Source organism: Mycolicibacterium neoaurum (assembly GCF_036946495.1).
Classification (GTDB): domain Bacteria; phylum Actinomycetota; class Actinomycetes; order Mycobacteriales; family Mycobacteriaceae; genus Mycobacterium; species Mycobacterium neoaurum_B.
In genome coordinates this window covers 3,498,694-3,515,351 of record NZ_JAQIIX010000002.1, presented here as the reverse complement: position 1 = coordinate 3,515,351, position 16,658 = coordinate 3,498,694, and the positions used below count along the sequence as shown (strand labels likewise).

Annotated in this window: 15 protein-coding genes; 12 read left to right on the top strand and 3 right to left on the bottom strand. The window is 66.7% G+C overall.

The window, feature by feature from the left end; all coding sequences use genetic code 11:
* Nucleotides 1–14 precede the first annotated feature (14 nt).
* The 10 genes from nuoE (at nucleotide 15) to nuoN (ending at nucleotide 12,380) form a co-directional block, all read left to right on the top strand.
* A complete protein-coding gene (gene nuoE, locus PGN27_RS22250; RefSeq protein ID WP_335328823.1) occupies nucleotides 15–839 on the top strand; it encodes an NADH-quinone oxidoreductase subunit NuoE in 825 nt (274 codons plus the stop codon).
* The gene (gene nuoF, locus PGN27_RS22245) at nucleotides 836–2,116 is read left to right on the top strand and encodes an NADH-quinone oxidoreductase subunit NuoF (protein WP_335328056.1); all 1,281 of its coding nucleotides are present in this window, start codon (nucleotides 836–838) and stop codon (nucleotides 2,114–2,116) included. The genes nuoE and nuoF overlap by 4 nt, the downstream gene beginning before the upstream one ends.
* A gap of 91 nt (nucleotides 2,117–2,207) precedes the next feature.
* Complete coding sequence (locus PGN27_RS22240) at nucleotides 2,208–4,583, top strand: NADH-quinone oxidoreductase subunit G (RefSeq protein WP_335328055.1); 2,376 nt, start codon at nucleotides 2,208–2,210, stop codon at nucleotides 4,581–4,583.
* Nucleotides 4,580–5,836 carry an NADH-quinone oxidoreductase subunit NuoH gene (gene nuoH / locus PGN27_RS22235; protein ID WP_335328054.1) on the top strand — a complete coding sequence of 419 codons (1,257 nt, stop codon included), beginning with the start codon at nucleotides 4,580–4,582 and terminating at the stop codon, nucleotides 5,834–5,836. The genes PGN27_RS22240 and nuoH overlap by 4 nt, the downstream gene beginning before the upstream one ends.
* Nucleotides 5,820–6,359 (top strand): NADH-quinone oxidoreductase subunit NuoI, encoded by a 540-nt coding sequence (gene nuoI, locus PGN27_RS22230; protein ID WP_335328053.1) that lies wholly within the window; start codon nucleotides 5,820–5,822, stop codon nucleotides 6,357–6,359. The genes nuoH and nuoI overlap by 17 nt, the downstream gene beginning before the upstream one ends.
* Nucleotides 6,356–7,090 (top strand): NADH-quinone oxidoreductase subunit J, encoded by a 735-nt coding sequence (locus tag PGN27_RS22225; protein ID WP_335328052.1) that lies wholly within the window; start codon nucleotides 6,356–6,358, stop codon nucleotides 7,088–7,090. The genes nuoI and PGN27_RS22225 overlap by 4 nt, the downstream gene beginning before the upstream one ends.
* Nucleotides 7,087–7,386: an NADH-quinone oxidoreductase subunit NuoK gene (gene nuoK / locus PGN27_RS22220; RefSeq protein ID WP_019514398.1), complete on the top strand. Its 300-nt coding sequence runs from the start codon at nucleotides 7,087–7,089 to the stop codon at nucleotides 7,384–7,386. The genes PGN27_RS22225 and nuoK overlap by 4 nt, the downstream gene beginning before the upstream one ends.
* A gap of 1 nt (nucleotide 7,387) precedes the next feature.
* Nucleotides 7,388–9,271, top strand: coding sequence for an NADH-quinone oxidoreductase subunit L (gene nuoL / locus PGN27_RS22215; RefSeq protein WP_335328051.1), 1,884 nt, complete (start codon nucleotides 7,388–7,390; stop codon nucleotides 9,269–9,271).
* On the top strand, nucleotides 9,268–10,809 hold the full coding sequence (locus PGN27_RS22210) for an NADH-quinone oxidoreductase subunit M (protein ID WP_335328050.1): 1,542 nt from the start codon (nucleotides 9,268–9,270) through the stop codon (nucleotides 10,807–10,809). Before nuoL ends, PGN27_RS22210 begins: the two co-directional genes overlap by 4 nt.
* A complete protein-coding gene (gene nuoN, locus PGN27_RS22205; RefSeq protein ID WP_335328049.1) occupies nucleotides 10,806–12,380 on the top strand; it encodes an NADH-quinone oxidoreductase subunit NuoN in 1,575 nt (524 codons plus the stop codon). The genes PGN27_RS22210 and nuoN overlap by 4 nt, the downstream gene beginning before the upstream one ends.
* Here the strand turns inward: nuoN and PGN27_RS22200 are convergent.
* Nucleotides 12,377–13,273, bottom strand: coding sequence for an alpha/beta hydrolase (locus PGN27_RS22200; protein WP_335328048.1), 897 nt, complete (start codon nucleotides 13,271–13,273; stop codon nucleotides 12,377–12,379). The two genes, nuoN and PGN27_RS22200, sit on opposite strands and share 4 nt — an antisense overlap.
* Before the next feature lie 114 nt (nucleotides 13,274–13,387).
* A complete protein-coding gene (locus PGN27_RS22195; protein WP_335328047.1) occupies nucleotides 13,388–13,984 on the bottom strand; it encodes a TetR/AcrR family transcriptional regulator in 597 nt (198 codons plus the stop codon).
* Between the two features lie 43 nt (nucleotides 13,985–14,027).
* On the opposite strand from PGN27_RS22195, the gene PGN27_RS22190 reads away from it, so the two are divergent.
* Together PGN27_RS22190 and PGN27_RS22185 are read left to right on the top strand one after the other, a co-directional pair.
* Nucleotides 14,028–15,152, top strand: a complete 1,125-nt coding sequence (locus PGN27_RS22190) for a phosphotransferase family protein (RefSeq protein WP_335328046.1) — start codon at nucleotides 14,028–14,030, stop codon at nucleotides 15,150–15,152.
* Complete coding sequence (locus tag PGN27_RS22185; RefSeq protein WP_335328045.1) at nucleotides 15,152–16,264, top strand: Rv3169 family protein; 1,113 nt, start codon at nucleotides 15,152–15,154, stop codon at nucleotides 16,262–16,264. The genes PGN27_RS22190 and PGN27_RS22185 overlap by 1 nt, the downstream gene beginning before the upstream one ends.
* Before the next feature lie 15 nt (nucleotides 16,265–16,279).
* Here PGN27_RS22185 and PGN27_RS22180 read toward each other — a convergent pair whose 3' ends face one another.
* Complete coding sequence (locus PGN27_RS22180) at nucleotides 16,280–16,645, bottom strand: DUF4345 family protein (protein ID WP_335328044.1); 366 nt, start codon at nucleotides 16,643–16,645, stop codon at nucleotides 16,280–16,282.
* Between the last annotated feature and the right edge of the window lie 13 nt (nucleotides 16,646–16,658).

Here is a 16,658-nt window from a genome sequence, read left to right as displayed (position 1 = left end):
CAGCAATCGATCTCATGCTCGGTCAGCGACCCGACGAGGCCGGACCCCCGATCAGCGCTGGGCCCCAATCGTATTCCGAGGAGGTGACGGCCCGACTGGCCGCCGATGCCGCCCAGATCATCGCGCGGTACCCGGTGGCCCGGTCGGCGCTGCTGCCCCTACTGCACCTCGTGCAGTCGCAGGATGGTTACCTCACCCCCGCCGGCATCGGCTTCTGCGCCCGGCAACTCGCGCTGACCCCGGCCGAGGTGACCGCGGTGGCCACGTTCTATTCGATGTACCGGCGCACTCCTACCGGAAAGTATCTGGTCGGGGTGTGCACGAACACGCTGTGCGCGGTCATGGGCGGTGACGCGATCCTGGAGGTCCTGCAGGATCACCTCGGTGTCCACGCCGGGCAGAGCACCGCGGACGGGTCCATCACCCTGGAACACATCGAGTGCAACGCGGCATGTGATTTCGCACCGGTCATCATGGTGAACTGGGAGTTCTTCGACAACCAAACACCCTCCACGGCACGCGATCTCGTCGATGCCCTGCGGTCCGGCGACCAGGTGACACCCAGTCGCGGCGCGCCGCTGTGCGCGTTCACCGACACCGCCCGCATCCTCGCCGGATTTCCCGACGAGCGTCCCGGCGCCAACGACGGTGCCCCGGGACAGGCAACGCTGGCGGGTCTGCGCGTCGCGCGCGAACGCGGTATCACCGCACCCGAGTCCGGCACTCCGGCCCGGGTGGAGAAGCCGGACGATGAACGCCTCACCGAGGAATCGGCGCGCGATCAGCCCGCCCCGGCACCGTCGGAAGACGTGCCGCCGAGGAACGGGGACCGTCGGTGACGCTGGCTCCGGTACTCAGCGCGCGCTGGGATGACGCCGACTCCTGGACGCTGGCCGGCTACCAGCGCCGCGGCGGTTACGAGGCCATGCGCAGGGCCCTTTCGATGGATCCCGACGCGCTCATCGCCCTGGTCAAAGAGGCCGGATTACGCGGTCGAGGTGGCGCCGGTTTCCCCACCGGAAAGAAATGGTCGTTCATCAACCAGGACGACCCCAAGCCCAAGTATCTGGTGATCAACGCCGATGAGTCCGAACCCGGTACGTGCAAGGACATCCCGCTGCTGATGGCCAACCCGCATGCACTGGTCGAGGGCGCGATCATCGCCGCACACGCCATCCGCGCCGAACATGCGTTCATCTATCTGCGCGGTGAGGTGGTGCCGGTGCTGCGCCGGTTGCAGGGTGCTGTCGCCGAGGCCTACGACGCCGGTTACCTGGGAGCAGGGCTGGACCTGGTGGTGCACGCCGGGGCGGGTGCCTACATCTGCGGTGAGGAGACCGCCCTGCTGGACTCACTGGAGGGCCGGCGCGGCCAGCCCCGGTTGCGGCCGCCGTTCCCCGCCGTCGCGGGTCTGTATGCCTGCCCGACGGTCGTCAACAATGTCGAGTCGATCGCCAGCGTGCCCGCCGTCGTCGCGGGCGGGGTCGACTGGTTCCGTTCGATGGGTTCGGACAAGTCCCCGGGTTTTACGCTGTACTCGTTGTCCGGACACGTCACGCAACCGGGTCAGTACGAGGCGCCGCTGGGTATCACGCTGCGCGAACTGCTCGAGTATGCGGGCGGGGTGCGGGCCGGCCACGACCTGAAATTCTGGACCCCCGGCGGGTCGTCGACCCCGCTGTTGACCGCCGAACACCTGGACGTGCCATTGGATTACGAGGGGGTAGCCGGGGTCGGGTCGATGCTGGGCACCAAGGCGTTGCAGATCTTCGACGAGACCACCTGTGTGGTGCGCGCGGTCCGGCGGTGGACGCAGTTCTACGCCCACGAGTCCTGCGGCAAGTGCACACCGTGTCGGGAGGGCACGTACTGGCTGACCCAGATCTACGAACGGCTGGAGACCGGTCGCGCCACGGCCGCCGATGTCGACACGCTGCTCGACATCTCCGATGCCATTCTCGGCAAGTCGTTCTGCGCACTCGGTGACGGTGCCGCGAGCCCGATCATCTCCTCGATCAAGTTCTTCCGCGACGAGTACCTGGCTCATCTGGGGTCGGGCTGCCCGTTCGACCCGCACGCGTCGACGGTGTTCGCCACCGCGGAGGCGGGCCGGTGACCATGACCCCGCGAGCAGACGCGTGTACCCCCGGCCATGGCCACTTTTGGGGGTACATCAGCCTGCTCGCCGAGAAAGAGGGGGCACGGGCATGACGCTCGCCGGACCTGCCAACGACACCACCGCCGTGGAGATGGTGTCGCTGACCATCGACGGCCACCAGATCAGCGTGCCGAAGGGCACCTTGCTCATCCGGGCAGCCGAATTGATGGGCATCCAGATTCCCCGGTTCTGTGACCACCCGTTGCTGGACCCGGTCGGGGCGTGCCGGCAATGCCTCGTGGAGGTCGAGGGGCAGCGCAAACCGTTGGCGTCGTGCACCGCCACCGTCGCCCCGGACATGGTGGTCCGCACCCAGCTGACCTCGGAGATCGCCGACAAGGCGCAGCACGGCGTGATGGAACTGCTGCTGATCAACCACCCGCTGGACTGCCCGGTATGCGACAAGGGTGGAGAGTGCCCGCTGCAGAACCAGGCGATGGCACACGGCCGCGCGGACTCCCGTTTCACCGATGTCAAACGTACCTATCCGAAACCCATCAACCTCTCGGCACAGGTGCTGCTGGACCGCGAGCGTTGTGTGCTCTGCGCGCGGTGCACCCGGTTCTCCGACCAGATCGCCGGTGACCCGTTCATCGAGTTGTTGGAACGCGGTGCACTGCAACAGGTCGGCATCGCCGAGGGTGATGCCTTCGACTCGTACTTCTCCGGCAACACCGTGCAGATCTGCCCGGTCGGTGCCCTCACCGGGACCGCGTACCGCTTCCGCGCCCGGCCGTTCGACCTGGTGTCCTCAGCCAGTGTCTGTGAACACTGCGCCTCGGGTTGTGCGCAGCGCACCGATCATCGCCGCGGAAAGGTGCTGCGCCGGTTGGCCGGTGACGATCCCGAGGTCAACGAGGAGTGGAACTGCGACAAAGGACGTTGGGCCTTCACCTACGCCACCCAGGGTGATCGGATCAACACCCCGCTGCTGCGTGATCCCGACGGCAGTCAACGCCCGGCGTCCTGGTCGGAGGCGATCGCCGTGGCGGTGCGCGGCCTCACCGCCGCTGCCGGCAACGCCGGGGTGCTGGTCGGCGGCCGGTCCACCATGGAGGACGCCTGGGCCTACGCCAAGTTCGCCCGGATCATGCTGAGCACCAACGATATCGACTTCCGAATCCGACAGCATTCGAGTGAGGAGGCCGATTTCCTGGCCCAAGCCGTCGCCGGCCGGACGCAGGCGGTCGGCTACGCCGATATCGAGTCGGCGCCGGCGGTGCTGCTGGTCGGGTTCGAACCGGAAGAAGAGTCACCGATCGTCTTCCTTCGGCTGCGCAAGGCATTCCGCAAGCGGGGACTGCCGGTGACCGCGATTGCACCGTTCGCCACCCGCGGGCTCGCCAAGATGGGCGGCACTCTCGCCATGGCAGCACCGGGAACCGAGGCCGCCGCGCTGGCGGGTATGCACGACGACCTGCCGGCGGGCACCCTCATCCTCGCCGGTGAGCGGCTGGCGACCTCGCCGGGAGCCTGTTCGGCGCTGTGCACGCTGGCCGAGGCGACCGGTTCGCGGATCGCGTGGATCCCGCGGCGCGCCGGGGATCGTGGCGCACTGGAGGTCGGCGCGGCACCGAACCTGCTGCCCGGTGGGCGGCCCGTCACCGATGACCGGGCCCGCGCCGAGGTGGCCGCCGCCTGGAATGTCGAGAACCTGCCCGCCGGCGTGGGCCGCGACACCGACGCCATCCTGGCCGCCGCCGCCTCGGGAGCCTTGCAGGCCCTGCTGATCGGCGGTGTCGACATCGACGATCTGCCCGATCCGCAGGCGGCGGCCGCCGCGATCGACGCCGCCCCGTTCGTCGTCAGCCTCGAGCTGCGGCACTCCCCCGTCACCGACCGCGCCGATGTGGTCTTCCCCGTCGCGCCGGTCGCCGAGAAATCGGGCACCTTCGTCAACTGGGAGGGCAGGCAGCGACCGTTCGAGGCCGCGTTACCGCCATCGGCCACCGCGGACATGCGCGTGCTGGCGGCACTGGCCGATGAGGTCGGCGTCGACCTGGGTCTGGCCGACACCGCGACCGTCCGCGCCGATATCGACCGATTGGGTACGTGGACCGGACCGCGGCCGCCCGCGCCACAGGTCACCCAGCCGCATGCGCTCCAGCCGGGTCCCGGTCAAGCGGTACTGACCGGCTGGCGGATGCTGCTCGACGGCGGCCGGCTGCAGGTCGGTGAACCTCATCTGGCCGGGACGGCCCGACCGGCCGTGGCCCGGCTGTCGGCAGCCACCGCCGCCGAGATCGGCTGCGCCGATGGGCAACCGGTGCGAATCTCCACCGATCGGGGCACCGTGGACCTGCCGGTCGCGATCACCGAGATGCCCGATCGGGTGGTGTGGGTGCCGCTGAACACGGCGGGCGCGGCGGTCTACCGCACCCTCGAAGCGCCACTGGGCACGATCGTCGGGATCGAGGCCGTATGACCTATCCGACACTGGACTCCTTCGGCCACGACCCGTGGTGGCTGATGCTCGCGAAATGCCTCGCGATCTTCGTTTTCCTGCTGCTCACCGTGCTGGTGGCCATCCTGGTCGAACGAAAGGTACTGGGTCGCATGCAAATGCGATTCGGTCCCAACCGAGTCGGTCCGTTCGGGCTGCTACAGAGCCTGGCCGACGGTATCAAGCTGGCCCTCAAGGAGGGACTGATCCCGGCCGGGGTGGACAAGCCGATCTATCTGATGGCGCCGGTCATCTCGGTGATCCCGGCGATCATGGCCTTCGCCGTCATCCCGATGGGCGGTGAGGTGTCGGTATTCGGGCACACCACCGCTTTACAGCTGACCGATCTGCCGGTGGCGGTGCTCTACGTGCTGGCCGTCACCTCGATCGGTGTCTACGGGATCGTGCTGGCGGGCTGGGCTTCGGGATCGACCTACCCGCTGCTGGGCGGGCTGCGCTCCAGCGCCCAGGTGGTGTCCTACGAGATCGCCATGGCGCTGTCCTTCGTCGCGGTGTTCCTCTACGCCGGCACGATGTCCACGTCGGGAATCGTTGCCGCCCAGCACAGCACCTGGTTCGTCGTATTGCTGTTGCCGTCGTTCCTGATCTATGTGACCTCAATGGTCGGTGAGACCAACCGGGCCCCGTTCGACCTGCCCGAGGCCGAGGGGGAACTGGTCGGCGGCTTCCACACCGAGTACTCCTCGCTGAAGTTCGCCATGTTCATGCTGGCCGAGTACGTCAACATGACGACGGTGTCGGCACTGGCGGCCACGATGTTCCTCGGCGGCTGGCAAGCGCCGCTGCCGTTCAGCCTGATCGACGGTGCCAACACCGGCTGGTGGCCGTTGCTGTGGTTCGTCGCGAAGGTGTGGGGCTTCCTGTTCCTGTTCATGTGGCTGCGGGCCACTCTGCCCCGGATGCGCTACGACCAGTTCATGACGCTGGGGTGGAAGGTACTCATACCGCTGTCGTTGGCCTGGATCGTGGTGGTCTCGGTCACCAAGACCTTGCGCAACCAGGGCGCCCCGTCCTGGACGACGGCGGCGGTCAGCGGTGCGGCGATCGCCGTACTGGCCGTCGTGGTGATGATCCGGCGCGCGGTGCGCAGGCGCGCCATCCCCCACTTCACGCTACCCACCGATCCCGAAGCGGTGCGTTCCTTCCCGATTCCTCCGATCCCGAGTCCGCCGCGCACGCAACCGAAGGAGTACTCCGATGTCCAAGGTCGGTGACGCACTTGCCGGGTTCGGCGTCACGTTCAAGGCGATGCTGCACAAACCGATCACCGAGCAGTACCCGGAGAAACCCGGGCCGGTCGCGCCGCGTTATCACGGCCGGCATCAGCTGAACCGATACGCCGACGGCTTGGAGAAGTGCATCGGCTGCGAACTGTGCGCCTGGGCATGTCCCGCCGACGCCATCTTTGTCGAGGGGGCCGACAACACCGCCGAGGAACGCTTCTCCCCCGGTGAGCGATACGGACGTGTCTATCAGATCAACTATCTGCGGTGCATCGGTTGCGGGTTGTGCATCGAGGCCTGCCCCACCCGGGCGTTGACCATGACCAACGATTACGAGATGGCCGATGACAATCGGGCCGACCTGATCTACGGCAAGGACAAACTGCTGGCGCCGCTGACCAAGGACATGACCGCGCCGCCACACGCCATGGCCGAGGGCAGCACCGATGAGGACTACTACCGCGGCAACATCCACTCCGACGGACTCGCACGCCAATCGGAGACCACCCGATGACGGTGACCTCGACCGGTGAAGCAGTCGTGTTCTGGGTTCTCGGCGCCCTGGCGCTGATAGCGGCGATCGGCGTGGTGGCCGCGCCGAAGGCGGTGTATTCGGCGTTGTTCCTCGCCGTCACCATGATCAACCTCGCGGTGCTCTACATCGCCCAGGACGCGGTCTTCCTCGGTGTCGTGCAGATCGTCGTCTACACCGGCGCGGTGATGATGCTGTTCCTGTTCGTGCTGATGCTCATCGGGGTCGACTCCTCGGAGTCGCTGGTGGAAACCCTTCGCGGACAGCGGGTTGCAGCCATTGTCGCCGGGCTTGGCTTCGGCGTCCTGTTGGTCGGTAGCATCGGTAGCGCTGTCGCCGATGGGACCGTGGGCGGCTTCACCGGACTCGCGCAGGCGAACAGCACAGGCAATGTCGAGGGGCTGGCGGTGCTGATCTTCACCCGCTACGTCTGGGCCTTCGAGCTGACCAGCGCGCTGCTCATCACCGCTGCCGTCGGCGCGATGCTACTGGCCCACCGGGAACGCTTCGACCGGCGCAAGACGCAACGCGAGCTGGCCACCGAGCGATTCGCACCCGGCGGGCATCCGACACCGCGACCCAATCCCGGGGTCTACGCCCGGCACAACGCCGTCGACATGCCCGCGCGCCTGCCCGACGGCAGCGCCGCACCAAGCTCGGTCAGTTCGGTCCTCATCCCGCGAAACAGCGGATCGCGGGAGCGCGAATCATGAACCCGGCGAACTACCTGTACCTGTCGGCCCTGATCTTCACCATCGGGGCCGCCGGAGTCCTGCTGCGCCGCAACGCCATCGTGATGTTCATGTGTGTCGAGCTGATGCTGAATGCGGCGAATCTGGCCTTCGTCACCTTCGCCAGGATGCACGGCAACCTCGACGGTCAGGTCGTCGCCTTCTTCGTGATGGTGGTCGCCGCCTGCGAGGTGGTCGTAGGCCTGGCGATCATCATGGCCATCTTCCGGGCCCGGCAGTCCGCCTCGGTGGACGCGGCCAGTCTGCTGAAGAACTGATATGGGCACCCTGGGCTGGTTGCTGATCGGACTGCCGTTGGCGGGGTCGGCGGTGCTGCTGCTCGGCGGCCGCAGGACCGATCGGTGGGGTCACCTACTCGGATGCGCCACCGCCCTTGGGTCTTTCGTCCTTGGCGTATTGCTGTTCGTCGACCTGCTCGGGCGGGCCGCCGAGGACCGCACCGTGACACAGACGCTGTTCACCTGGGTGCCGGTCGGACAGTTGCGGGTGGATTTCGGGTTGCAGGTCGACGCGCTCTCCATCTGCTTCGTGCTGTTGATCACCGGGGTCGGTTCGTTGATCCACCTGTATTCGGTGGGCTATATGCGGGCGGATGCCGGTCGCCGACGTTTCTTTGCCTACCTCAACCTGTTCCTGGCGGCGATGCTGCTGCTGGTGCTCGCCGACAACTTCCTGGGGCTCTACATGGGCTGGGAGGGCGTCGGGCTGGCCTCTTACCTGTTGATCGGCTTCTGGTCACACAAGCCGAGTGCCGCGACGGCGGCGAAGAAGGCGTTCGTGGTCAACCGGGTCGGCGATATCGGTCTGGCCATCGCGCTGATGGTGATGTTCTCCTCGACCGGAACCGTCTCCTACGCAGGGGTGTTCGATGCGGCCGCCCGGCTCCCCGAGAGCACACTGACCGCCATCGGGTTGTTGTTGTTGCTCGCGGCGTGCGGCAAATCTGCCCAGGTGCCACTGCAGTCCTGGCTCGGTGATGCGATGGAGGGGCCCACGCCGGTATCGGCGCTCATCCATGCCGCCACCATGGTCACCGCCGGGGTGTACCTGATCGTACGGTCGGGGCCGGTGTTCGACCTCGCGCCCGGCGCACAGGTCGCGGTCACCATCGTCGGCGCGGTCACGCTGCTGTTCGGCGCGGCGATCGGTTGCGCCAAGGACGATATCAAGAAGGCACTGGCCGCCTCGACGATGAGCCAGATCGGTTACATGGTGCTGGCGGCCGGTCTCGGCCCGGCCGGGTACGCCGTGGCGATCATGCACCTGATCACGCACGGCTTCTTCAAGGCCGGGTTGTTCCTCGGCGCCGGGTCGGTGATGCACGGGATGAACGACGAGACCGATATGCGCCGGTTCGGCGGGCTCCGCACGGTCATGCCGATCACCTTCGTCACCTTCGGCCTCGGCTATCTGGCGATCATCGGTGTGCCCCCGTTCGCCGGGTTCTTCTCCAAGGACGCCATCATCGAATCCGCCTTCGGGGCAGGCGGAGTCAAAGGCATCCTGCTCGGCGGCGCCGCCCTGCTGGGCGCCGGGATCACCGCCTTCTACATGACCCGGGTGATGTTGATGACGTTCTTCGGCGAGCGGCGCTGGGATGAGCACACCACCCACCCGCACGAGTCGCCGGCGGTCATGACCGCGCCCATGGTGATCCTGGCCCTCGGATCTGTCGGCGCCGGTGCGGTGCTGGCCGTCGGCGGTGGGCTGGAGCACTGGCTGGAACCCGTGGTCGGGGTGCACGAGGTGCACCACATCATGCCGGTGTGGGCGATGACGGCCATCATCCTGGCGGTGGTGGCGGTCGGCATCGGGCTCGCCTACCGCATGTACGCCACCCGGCCCGTTCCCGAGATCGCGCCGGCCGGTTCGGCCGTGACCGTCGCCGCCCGCAACGATCTCTATGGCGACGCCTTCAACGAACGGCTCTTGATGCGACCCGGGCAGCGCGTCACCGCGGGTCTGGTCGAGATCGACGAGGGTGTCGTCGAGGGAGCAACCCGCGGGTTGGCCGCCGTCATCGGCGACGCCTCGCAACGATTGCGGAGATGGCAGACCGGGTTCGCCCGGTCGTATGGACTGTCCATGCTGGCCGGCACGGTGCTGGTGATCGGGGCGATACTGATGGTGAGGATCTGGTGAACGGGGTCGGCTGGCTGACCGCACTGTGGGCGGTGCCCCTGGTCGGCGCTGCGATCGTGATCCTGCTGCCCTCCAAGGTGTTTGCGCGGTGGGCCGCGCTCGCGGTGTCGCTGGCCGTCCTGGCCGTCGCGGCGCTCCTGGCCGTGAGTTTCGACCCGGCCGGACCACAGTTCCAGTTCGTCGAGGACCACCCCTGGATCCCGAGCTTCGGCACGGGCTACATCCTGGGCCTGGACGGTATCGCGTTGGCCCTGGTGGTGCTCACGGCGGTGCTGGTACCGCTGCTGATCGTGGCGGGCTGGAACGACGGTCATGCCGATCGCGCCCGGTCCACCCAGTCCTATCTCGCGCTGACACTCGCCGTCGAGGGCATGGTGTTGATCTCGCTGGTGGCGCTGGACGTGCTGCTGTTCTACGTGTTCTTCGAGGCCATGCTGATCCCGATGTACTTCCTGATCGGCGGGTTCGGTGGGGCACATCGCGGTGCCGCGGCCGTGAAGTTCCTGTTGTACAACCTTTTCGGCGGTCTCATCATGCTGGCCGCGGTGATCGGGCTCTACGTCGTCACCCTCGACGAGCTCGGTGGCACCTTCGATTTCCGGGCGATCGTGGCGGCCGTGCAGAGCGGTCAGCTCGCCGTCGATCCCGCTGTGCTCAACGCGCTGTTCCTCGGCTTCATGTTCGCGTTCGCCGTGAAGGCACCGCTGTGGCCGTTCCACCGCTGGTTGCCCGATGCCGCCGTCGAATCCACCCCGGCGACCGCGGTGCTGATGATGGCCGTCGTCGACAAGGTCGGCACCTTCGGCATGCTGCGCTACTGCCTGCAGTTGTTCCCCGATGCCACGAAGACGTTTCAACCGGTGATCATCACGCTGGCCGTCATCGGCATCATCTACGGTGCCGTCGTCGCAATCGGCCAGACCGATATGATGCGACTGATCGCCTACACCTCGATATCGCACTTCGGTTTCATCATCCTCGGCATCTTCGTACTGACCAGCCAGGGCCAGGCGGGGTCGACGCTGTACATGGTCAACCACGGCATCTCCACCGCCGCCCTGTTCCTGATCGCCGGGTTCCTGGTGTCGCGCAGAGGTTCCCGGTTCATCGCGCATTACGGCGGGATACAGAAGGTGGCCCCGGTGCTGGCCGGCACATTCCTGGTCGCGGGCCTGGCCACCCTTTCACTACCGGGGCTCGGACCGTTCATCAGTGAGTTCCTGGTGCTGATCGGCACATTCGGCCGGTTCCCGGTGCTGGCGATCATCGCCGCGCTCGCGCTGGTACTGTCCGCGATCTACATCCTGTGGACCTACCAGCGGATGATGACCGGACCGGTGGCTCGCGGCAACGAATCGGTGCGTGACCTGGTCCCCCGCGAGCTCATCGTGGTGGCACCGCTGATCGCCCTGCTGCTCGTGCTGGGTATCTACCCCAAACCTGCGCTCGATGTCATCGATCCCGCCGTCACCCACACGCTCACCACGATCGACGTGCAGGATCCGACACCCGCCACCGCGGAAGGAAACGGCCGATGAACGTCGAGGCGCCGCATATCGAATACGGGCAGCTGGCACCGCTTCTCATCGTTCTCGGCGTCGCGGTGGCCGGTATCCTGGTGGAGGCGTTCGTCCCCCGCCGCCGGCGCTACGGCACCCAACTCTTACTGGCGCTGGGCGGTCAGATCGCCGCGCTGGTCGCGGTGGTGTCGGTGGCGGCGGGGCTGGGATCCTCCCCGGGCAACAGTGCCGCGGTCGGCTCGCTGGCCGTCGATCGGCCTGCCCTGTTCTTGCAGGGATTGTTGCTGTTGATCGGCATCCTCGGGGTACTGCTGGCCGCCGAGCGTCGCATCCCCGCCTCTGCAGGTGGCGGACTGGACGGCTTCACCCCGCAAGCCGCCGCGATACCGGGAAGTGTGGCCGAGAAGATCGCCGCCAAAGCCGTTGTGGCGCAGACCGAGATCTTCCCGCTGATGATGCTGGCATTGGCGGGCATGATGATCTTCGGCGCCGCCGACGACCTGTTGACGATGTTCGTTGCCCTCGAGGTGCTATCGCTGCCGCTGTACCTGATGTGCGGCCTGGCTCGACGACGGCGGCTGGTGTCACAGGAGGCGGCACTCAAGTACTTCCTGCTCGGCGCGTTCGCCTCGGCCTTCTTTCTCTTCGGGATCGCGCTGCTGTACGGCTATGCCGGCGGCTTCCGGCTGGGCGATATCGCCGCCGCCATCGCCGGTGACGGTCCGCAACGCGCGGGCGGGCCTGCGCTGGTCCTGGCGGGTGCCGGATTGCTGACGGTCGGCATCCTGTTCAAGGTAGGTGCGGTTCCGTTTCATTCGTGGATCCCCGACGTGTATCAGGGCGCACCGACGCCGGTGACGGCGTTCATGGCGGCGGCGACGAAGATCGCGGCGTTCGGTGCGATGTTGCGTATCTTCTACGTTGCGCTGCCGGGTTTGGCGGCCGACTGGCGACCGATGATGTGGATCATCGCCATCGTCACCATGGTCGTCGGCACGCTCACCGCGGTCGGTCAGAGCGATGTCAAGCGGATGTTGGCCTATTCCGCGGTGGCCCACACCGGGTTCATCCTGACCGGCGTCATCGCGCTCGACGATGCCGGGGTGTCGGCAACGCTGTTCTATTTGTTTGCCTACGGTTTCAGCACCCTGGGTGCGTTCGCGTTGGCCGGGTTGGTGCGCCGAGCCGACGGTGAGGAGGAGACCTCACTGGCGCAATGGGCCGGGTTGGGTCGGCGGTATCCGGTGGTGGGCGTGGTGTTCTCGCTGTTCCTGTTGGCCTTCGCCGGTATCCCGCTGACAAGTGGGTTCGTCAGCAAGTTCGCGGTGTTCAAGGCCGCGGCCCAGGGCGGGGCAGGCGCGTTGGTGGTCGTAGGCGTGATCGCCAGCGCGGTGGCCGCCTATTTCTATGTACGGGTGATCGTGCTGATGTTCTTCACCGATCCGCCCGCGGATGCGCCCGAGGTGATGGCACCGAGCGTCTTCACCATGGGTGCGGTGACGGTGACCGCCGCGGCCACTTTTGCCCTCGGCGCGCTCCCCCAGCCGCTGCTGGACCTGGCGAACGACGCGCAACAGTTCGTGCGCTAACCCACCGCGTCGCGCACCCGCCCGGCCATCAACTCGTACATGCCGCGGGTGACGTCGACGGCGTCGCTCATGATGTTGTATCCATGGTCGACATCGGGCACCTCCACATAGTCGACCAGCGCCGCCACCGCGTCGAGACTCTTGGCGTACTCCGCGGCTTCGTCACGCAATCGGTCGTACTCGCATGCGATGACCAGTGCCGGTGCAATGCCGGCGATCTCGTCGGCGTTGTCACCCCACGCCGGTGAGGCCAGCGGGTCGCGGCGGCGGTGCCGGTCGGGAATGTAGGCGGTGTCGAAGATCTCACCCATCCACGGTTTCATGATCGCCTGCGCACCGCGGGGAGATCTCTTGTGTCCGGTCGCGGTCACCAGGTCCAGCGGTGCGTAATGCAGCACCTGCAGGGCGATCGAGGGACCGCCGTGGATGAGACTCAGCCGGGCTACAGAAGCGGACAGGTTGCCCCCTGCGCTTTGTCCACCCACACACAATCGCTCTCCCGGCCAGTCCCGTTCGGCGGCACCGGCCCAGGTGACGACGTCGTAGAGCTGCTCGACGGCGATCGGGAAGCGATGGTCGGGGGCCAGCAGGTAGTCGGTGTTGACGACGACGACGTTGGCGCGGGCGGCCAGGAACCGACACCACGGATCGTCCTGCTCGCGGTGTCCCACGACGAAACCGCCGCCGTGGATGTTGACGTACACGCCGTCGGGTTCACCGTCGGGACGGTAGACATCGGCCTCCGTCTCGCCGTGGCGGGTCGGGATGCTGACCGTACTGACCCGGGCCGGGATATCGGCAAAGCGCACTGCCTGCTTGGGGCTCGGATTCACCAACCGGGAGAACAACCGGGCCAGGGTGTCGGCGATCAAGGGGGTCGACAACACGGACACGACGAGGCACACCTTTCGACAGATGAGGCGAAACAGCCTTTACGTCTCGACCATACGCATGGCGCCGGCCGGGGGTGTCGCACATCGGGGTCGGTCGGGGCGATCGGTCTCGGATCACAGGACGATGCCGTTGACCACGATGGCCGTGGTCTGCTGCACCCAGTGATCGTCGAGCTCCTGGCCCGGGGTCAGCAGCATGCGCAATAGCGTGGCACCGCCGATCAATTCGATGAGCCGCTGCGGATCGACGCTTTCGAGCACCTCGCCGCGTTCTACCGCGTGCACCAGACGCAACCGGACCACCTCGAACAGTCCCGTGAACCGACTCATCACCCGGTCGTTGAGGTCGGGATCGGCGGCCATGTCCGCGATGAGTCCGGGTAGTGCCGCCCGCACCACCGGACTGGTGAACACCGCGCCTGCCGCCGCGATCATCGCTCGCACATCGGAGGCGATATCACCCTCGGGCATGTTCAGGGCGGTGGGCGCCGTCGGGAACGCCGCCTCGTGCACCAATTCGGCCTTGCTCGACCACCGCCGGTACAAGGCCGTCTTGGTGGTTCCCGCGCGCTCCGCGACCGCCGCCATCGTCAGGTTGGCATAGCCAATCTCGACGAGCAGGTCCACTGTCGCCGACAGGATGGCGGCATCGATCCGCGGGTCACGCGGCCGCCCGGCACCCTTGTCAACCGATGGCAAGTCTGATTTCATAACGCTACCCAGCGTATCGTAATTCGGATCGGAAGGAAGCATCGTGGCCAATGACCCGGCTGTCGAGGACGTCAGCCGTCTGCAGCGCTCCACCCGCGATACCAGCACGCTGCCCGATGTCCTGTCGCACTGGCTGGCAACCCAGGTACCCGAGCGTCCGGCACCGCAGATCGTCCTCGAAAGCGGTGTCGACGCCAACGGGATGTCGTCGGAGACCATTCTGCTCACGGCGCGCTGGGGCGAGGATGAGCATCCCCTGGTGGCCCGCGTGGCCCCCACCGCGGCCGATGTGCCCGTCTTCTCCTCGTACCGACTGGACCATCAGTTCGACCTCATGCGGCTCGTCGGCGAACTCACCGATGTCCCCGTGCCCACGGTGCGGTGGATCGACAACGGCGGCGAGGTGCTGGGCACCCCGTTCTTCCTGATGGACCGCGTGCCCGGCGAAGTCCCGCCCGATGTCATGCCCTACACCTTCGGGGGCAACTGGTTCGCCGACGCGCCGCAGGCGCGCCGCCGCGAGCTACAGGACGCCACGGTCGAGGTACTGGCGAAACTGCACGCGATACCGGATGCCGCACAGCGCTTCTCCTTCCTCTCCGAAGCCGACCCTCCGGCCGAATCACCACTGCGTCGCCATTTCGGCTGGCTCAGGCAATGGTACGAGTTCGCCGTCGCCGATATCGGCCGGTCCCCCCTTGTCGAGCAGGCGCTGATCTGGCTCGACGAGAACTTCCCGACCGATACCGCATCCGGCACACCGGTACTCGTGTGGGGCGATTCGCGGGTCGGCAATGTGCTGTACGAAGACTTCCGGCCGGTCGCCGTGCTCGACTGGGAGATGGCGACCGTCGGCCCGCGCGAACTCGATGTCGCGTGGCTCATCTTCGCGCACATGGTCTTTCAGGAACTCGCCGGACTTGCCGGTCTTCCCGGCTTACCGGATGTCCTGCGCCAGGACGATGTGCGCGCAACCTACGAAAAGCTGACCGGTGTGACACTCGGCGATCTGCGCTGGTTCTACATCTACTCCGGGGTGATCTGGTGCTGCGTGTTCATGCGTACCACTGCGCGCCGCGTGCATTTCGGCGAGATGGACGCCCCGGACGACGTGGAGTCGACGTTCTACCACGCTTCCCTGCTACGACGACTGCTTGAGGAGAACTGATGCTCGGACCGATGGATGAGTTCCCGATTCACCAGGTACCGCAACCGATCGCATGGCCGGGATCATCGGACCGCAATTTCTACGATCGGTCCTACTTCAACGCACACGACCGGACCGGGGACATCTTCCTCATCTCCGGTATCGGCTACTACCCGAACCTCGGCGTCAAGGACGCCTTCGTCCTGATCCGCCGCGGCGACACCCAGACCGCGGTGCACCTGTCCGATGCCATCGACCAGGATCGGCTACACCAGCATGTCAACTCCTACCGGGTCGACGTCGCCGAACCGTTGCAGCAGTTGCGGATCACCATGGACGAAACTGAAGGAATCGCCGTCGATCTCACCTGGAACGGCCTGTGTGACGTGGTGCAAGAACAACCGCACCTGATGCGCCAGGGCAATCGAGTGACCTTGAATGCCCAACGCTTTGCCCAATTGGGTTCGTGGAGTGGTCATCTCGATATCGACGGCGAGCGCATCACGGTCGATCCCGCCAGCTGGATCGGCTCCCGCGACCGATCCTGGGGCATCCGTCCGATCGGTGAGGCCGAACCCGCGGGTCGGCCCGCCGACCCGCCGTTCGAGGGCATGTGGTGGCTCTATGTACCGATGGCCTTCGACGAATTCTCCATCGTCATGATCATCCAGGAGGCGCCCGACGGTTTCCGCTCCCTCAACGATTGCACCAGGGTGTTCAAGGACGGCCGCGTCGAGCAGCTCGGCTGGCCACAGGTCACGATCCACTACCGTTCCGGCACGCGCATCCCCACCGGGGCCACCATCACCACCACGACGGCCACCGGCGCGCAGTTACGTTTCGACGTGGAATCCAAACTGCCGGTGCCCATTCACGTCGGCGGTGGGTACGGCGGTGATCCGGACTGGATCCACGGTGTGTGGAAGGGCGAGAACTTCACCGAGCGCCGCACCTACGATATGACCGATCCCGCGATCATCGGTCGATCCGGCTTCGGCGTCATCGACCACGTCGGGCGGGCGGTGTGCAGCGAAGGCGCAACGACCAGCGAGGGCTGGGGCCTGTTCGAGCACGGCGCGTTGGGCCGCCACGACCCGTCCGGATTCGCCGACTGGCTCACTGTCGCCCCGTAGATCCAGGGGCGTGCGTCAGGCAAACCAGAACAACACCGCGGCAGCGGCCCCTTCGACCAGGCAGTAGAACCAGTTGGGGTAGAAGGCCGTCCGGTCACCCACCGCTGCCGAGATGATGCGGCCCGCCGCCATTCCGGCCAGCGCCACCCCCACCGTCAGCAGTATGCCCGTGCGGACGGCATCGGGGGCGAAGAGCGCGTAGCCGAGCACGCCGGCGATCGCGAGACCGAACCCGCCATACACGGCGCGCACCTCGGCGCGCTGGGTGTCCGAGGCTACGGCAAAACCGAAGGGGCGCAACAATGCCGCGGGGGCGGCCAGCGCGTACAGCCCCATTCCGGTAAAGAACACCCCGACGGACACGATGACGGCTGCTGCCACGGTAACCTCCTGA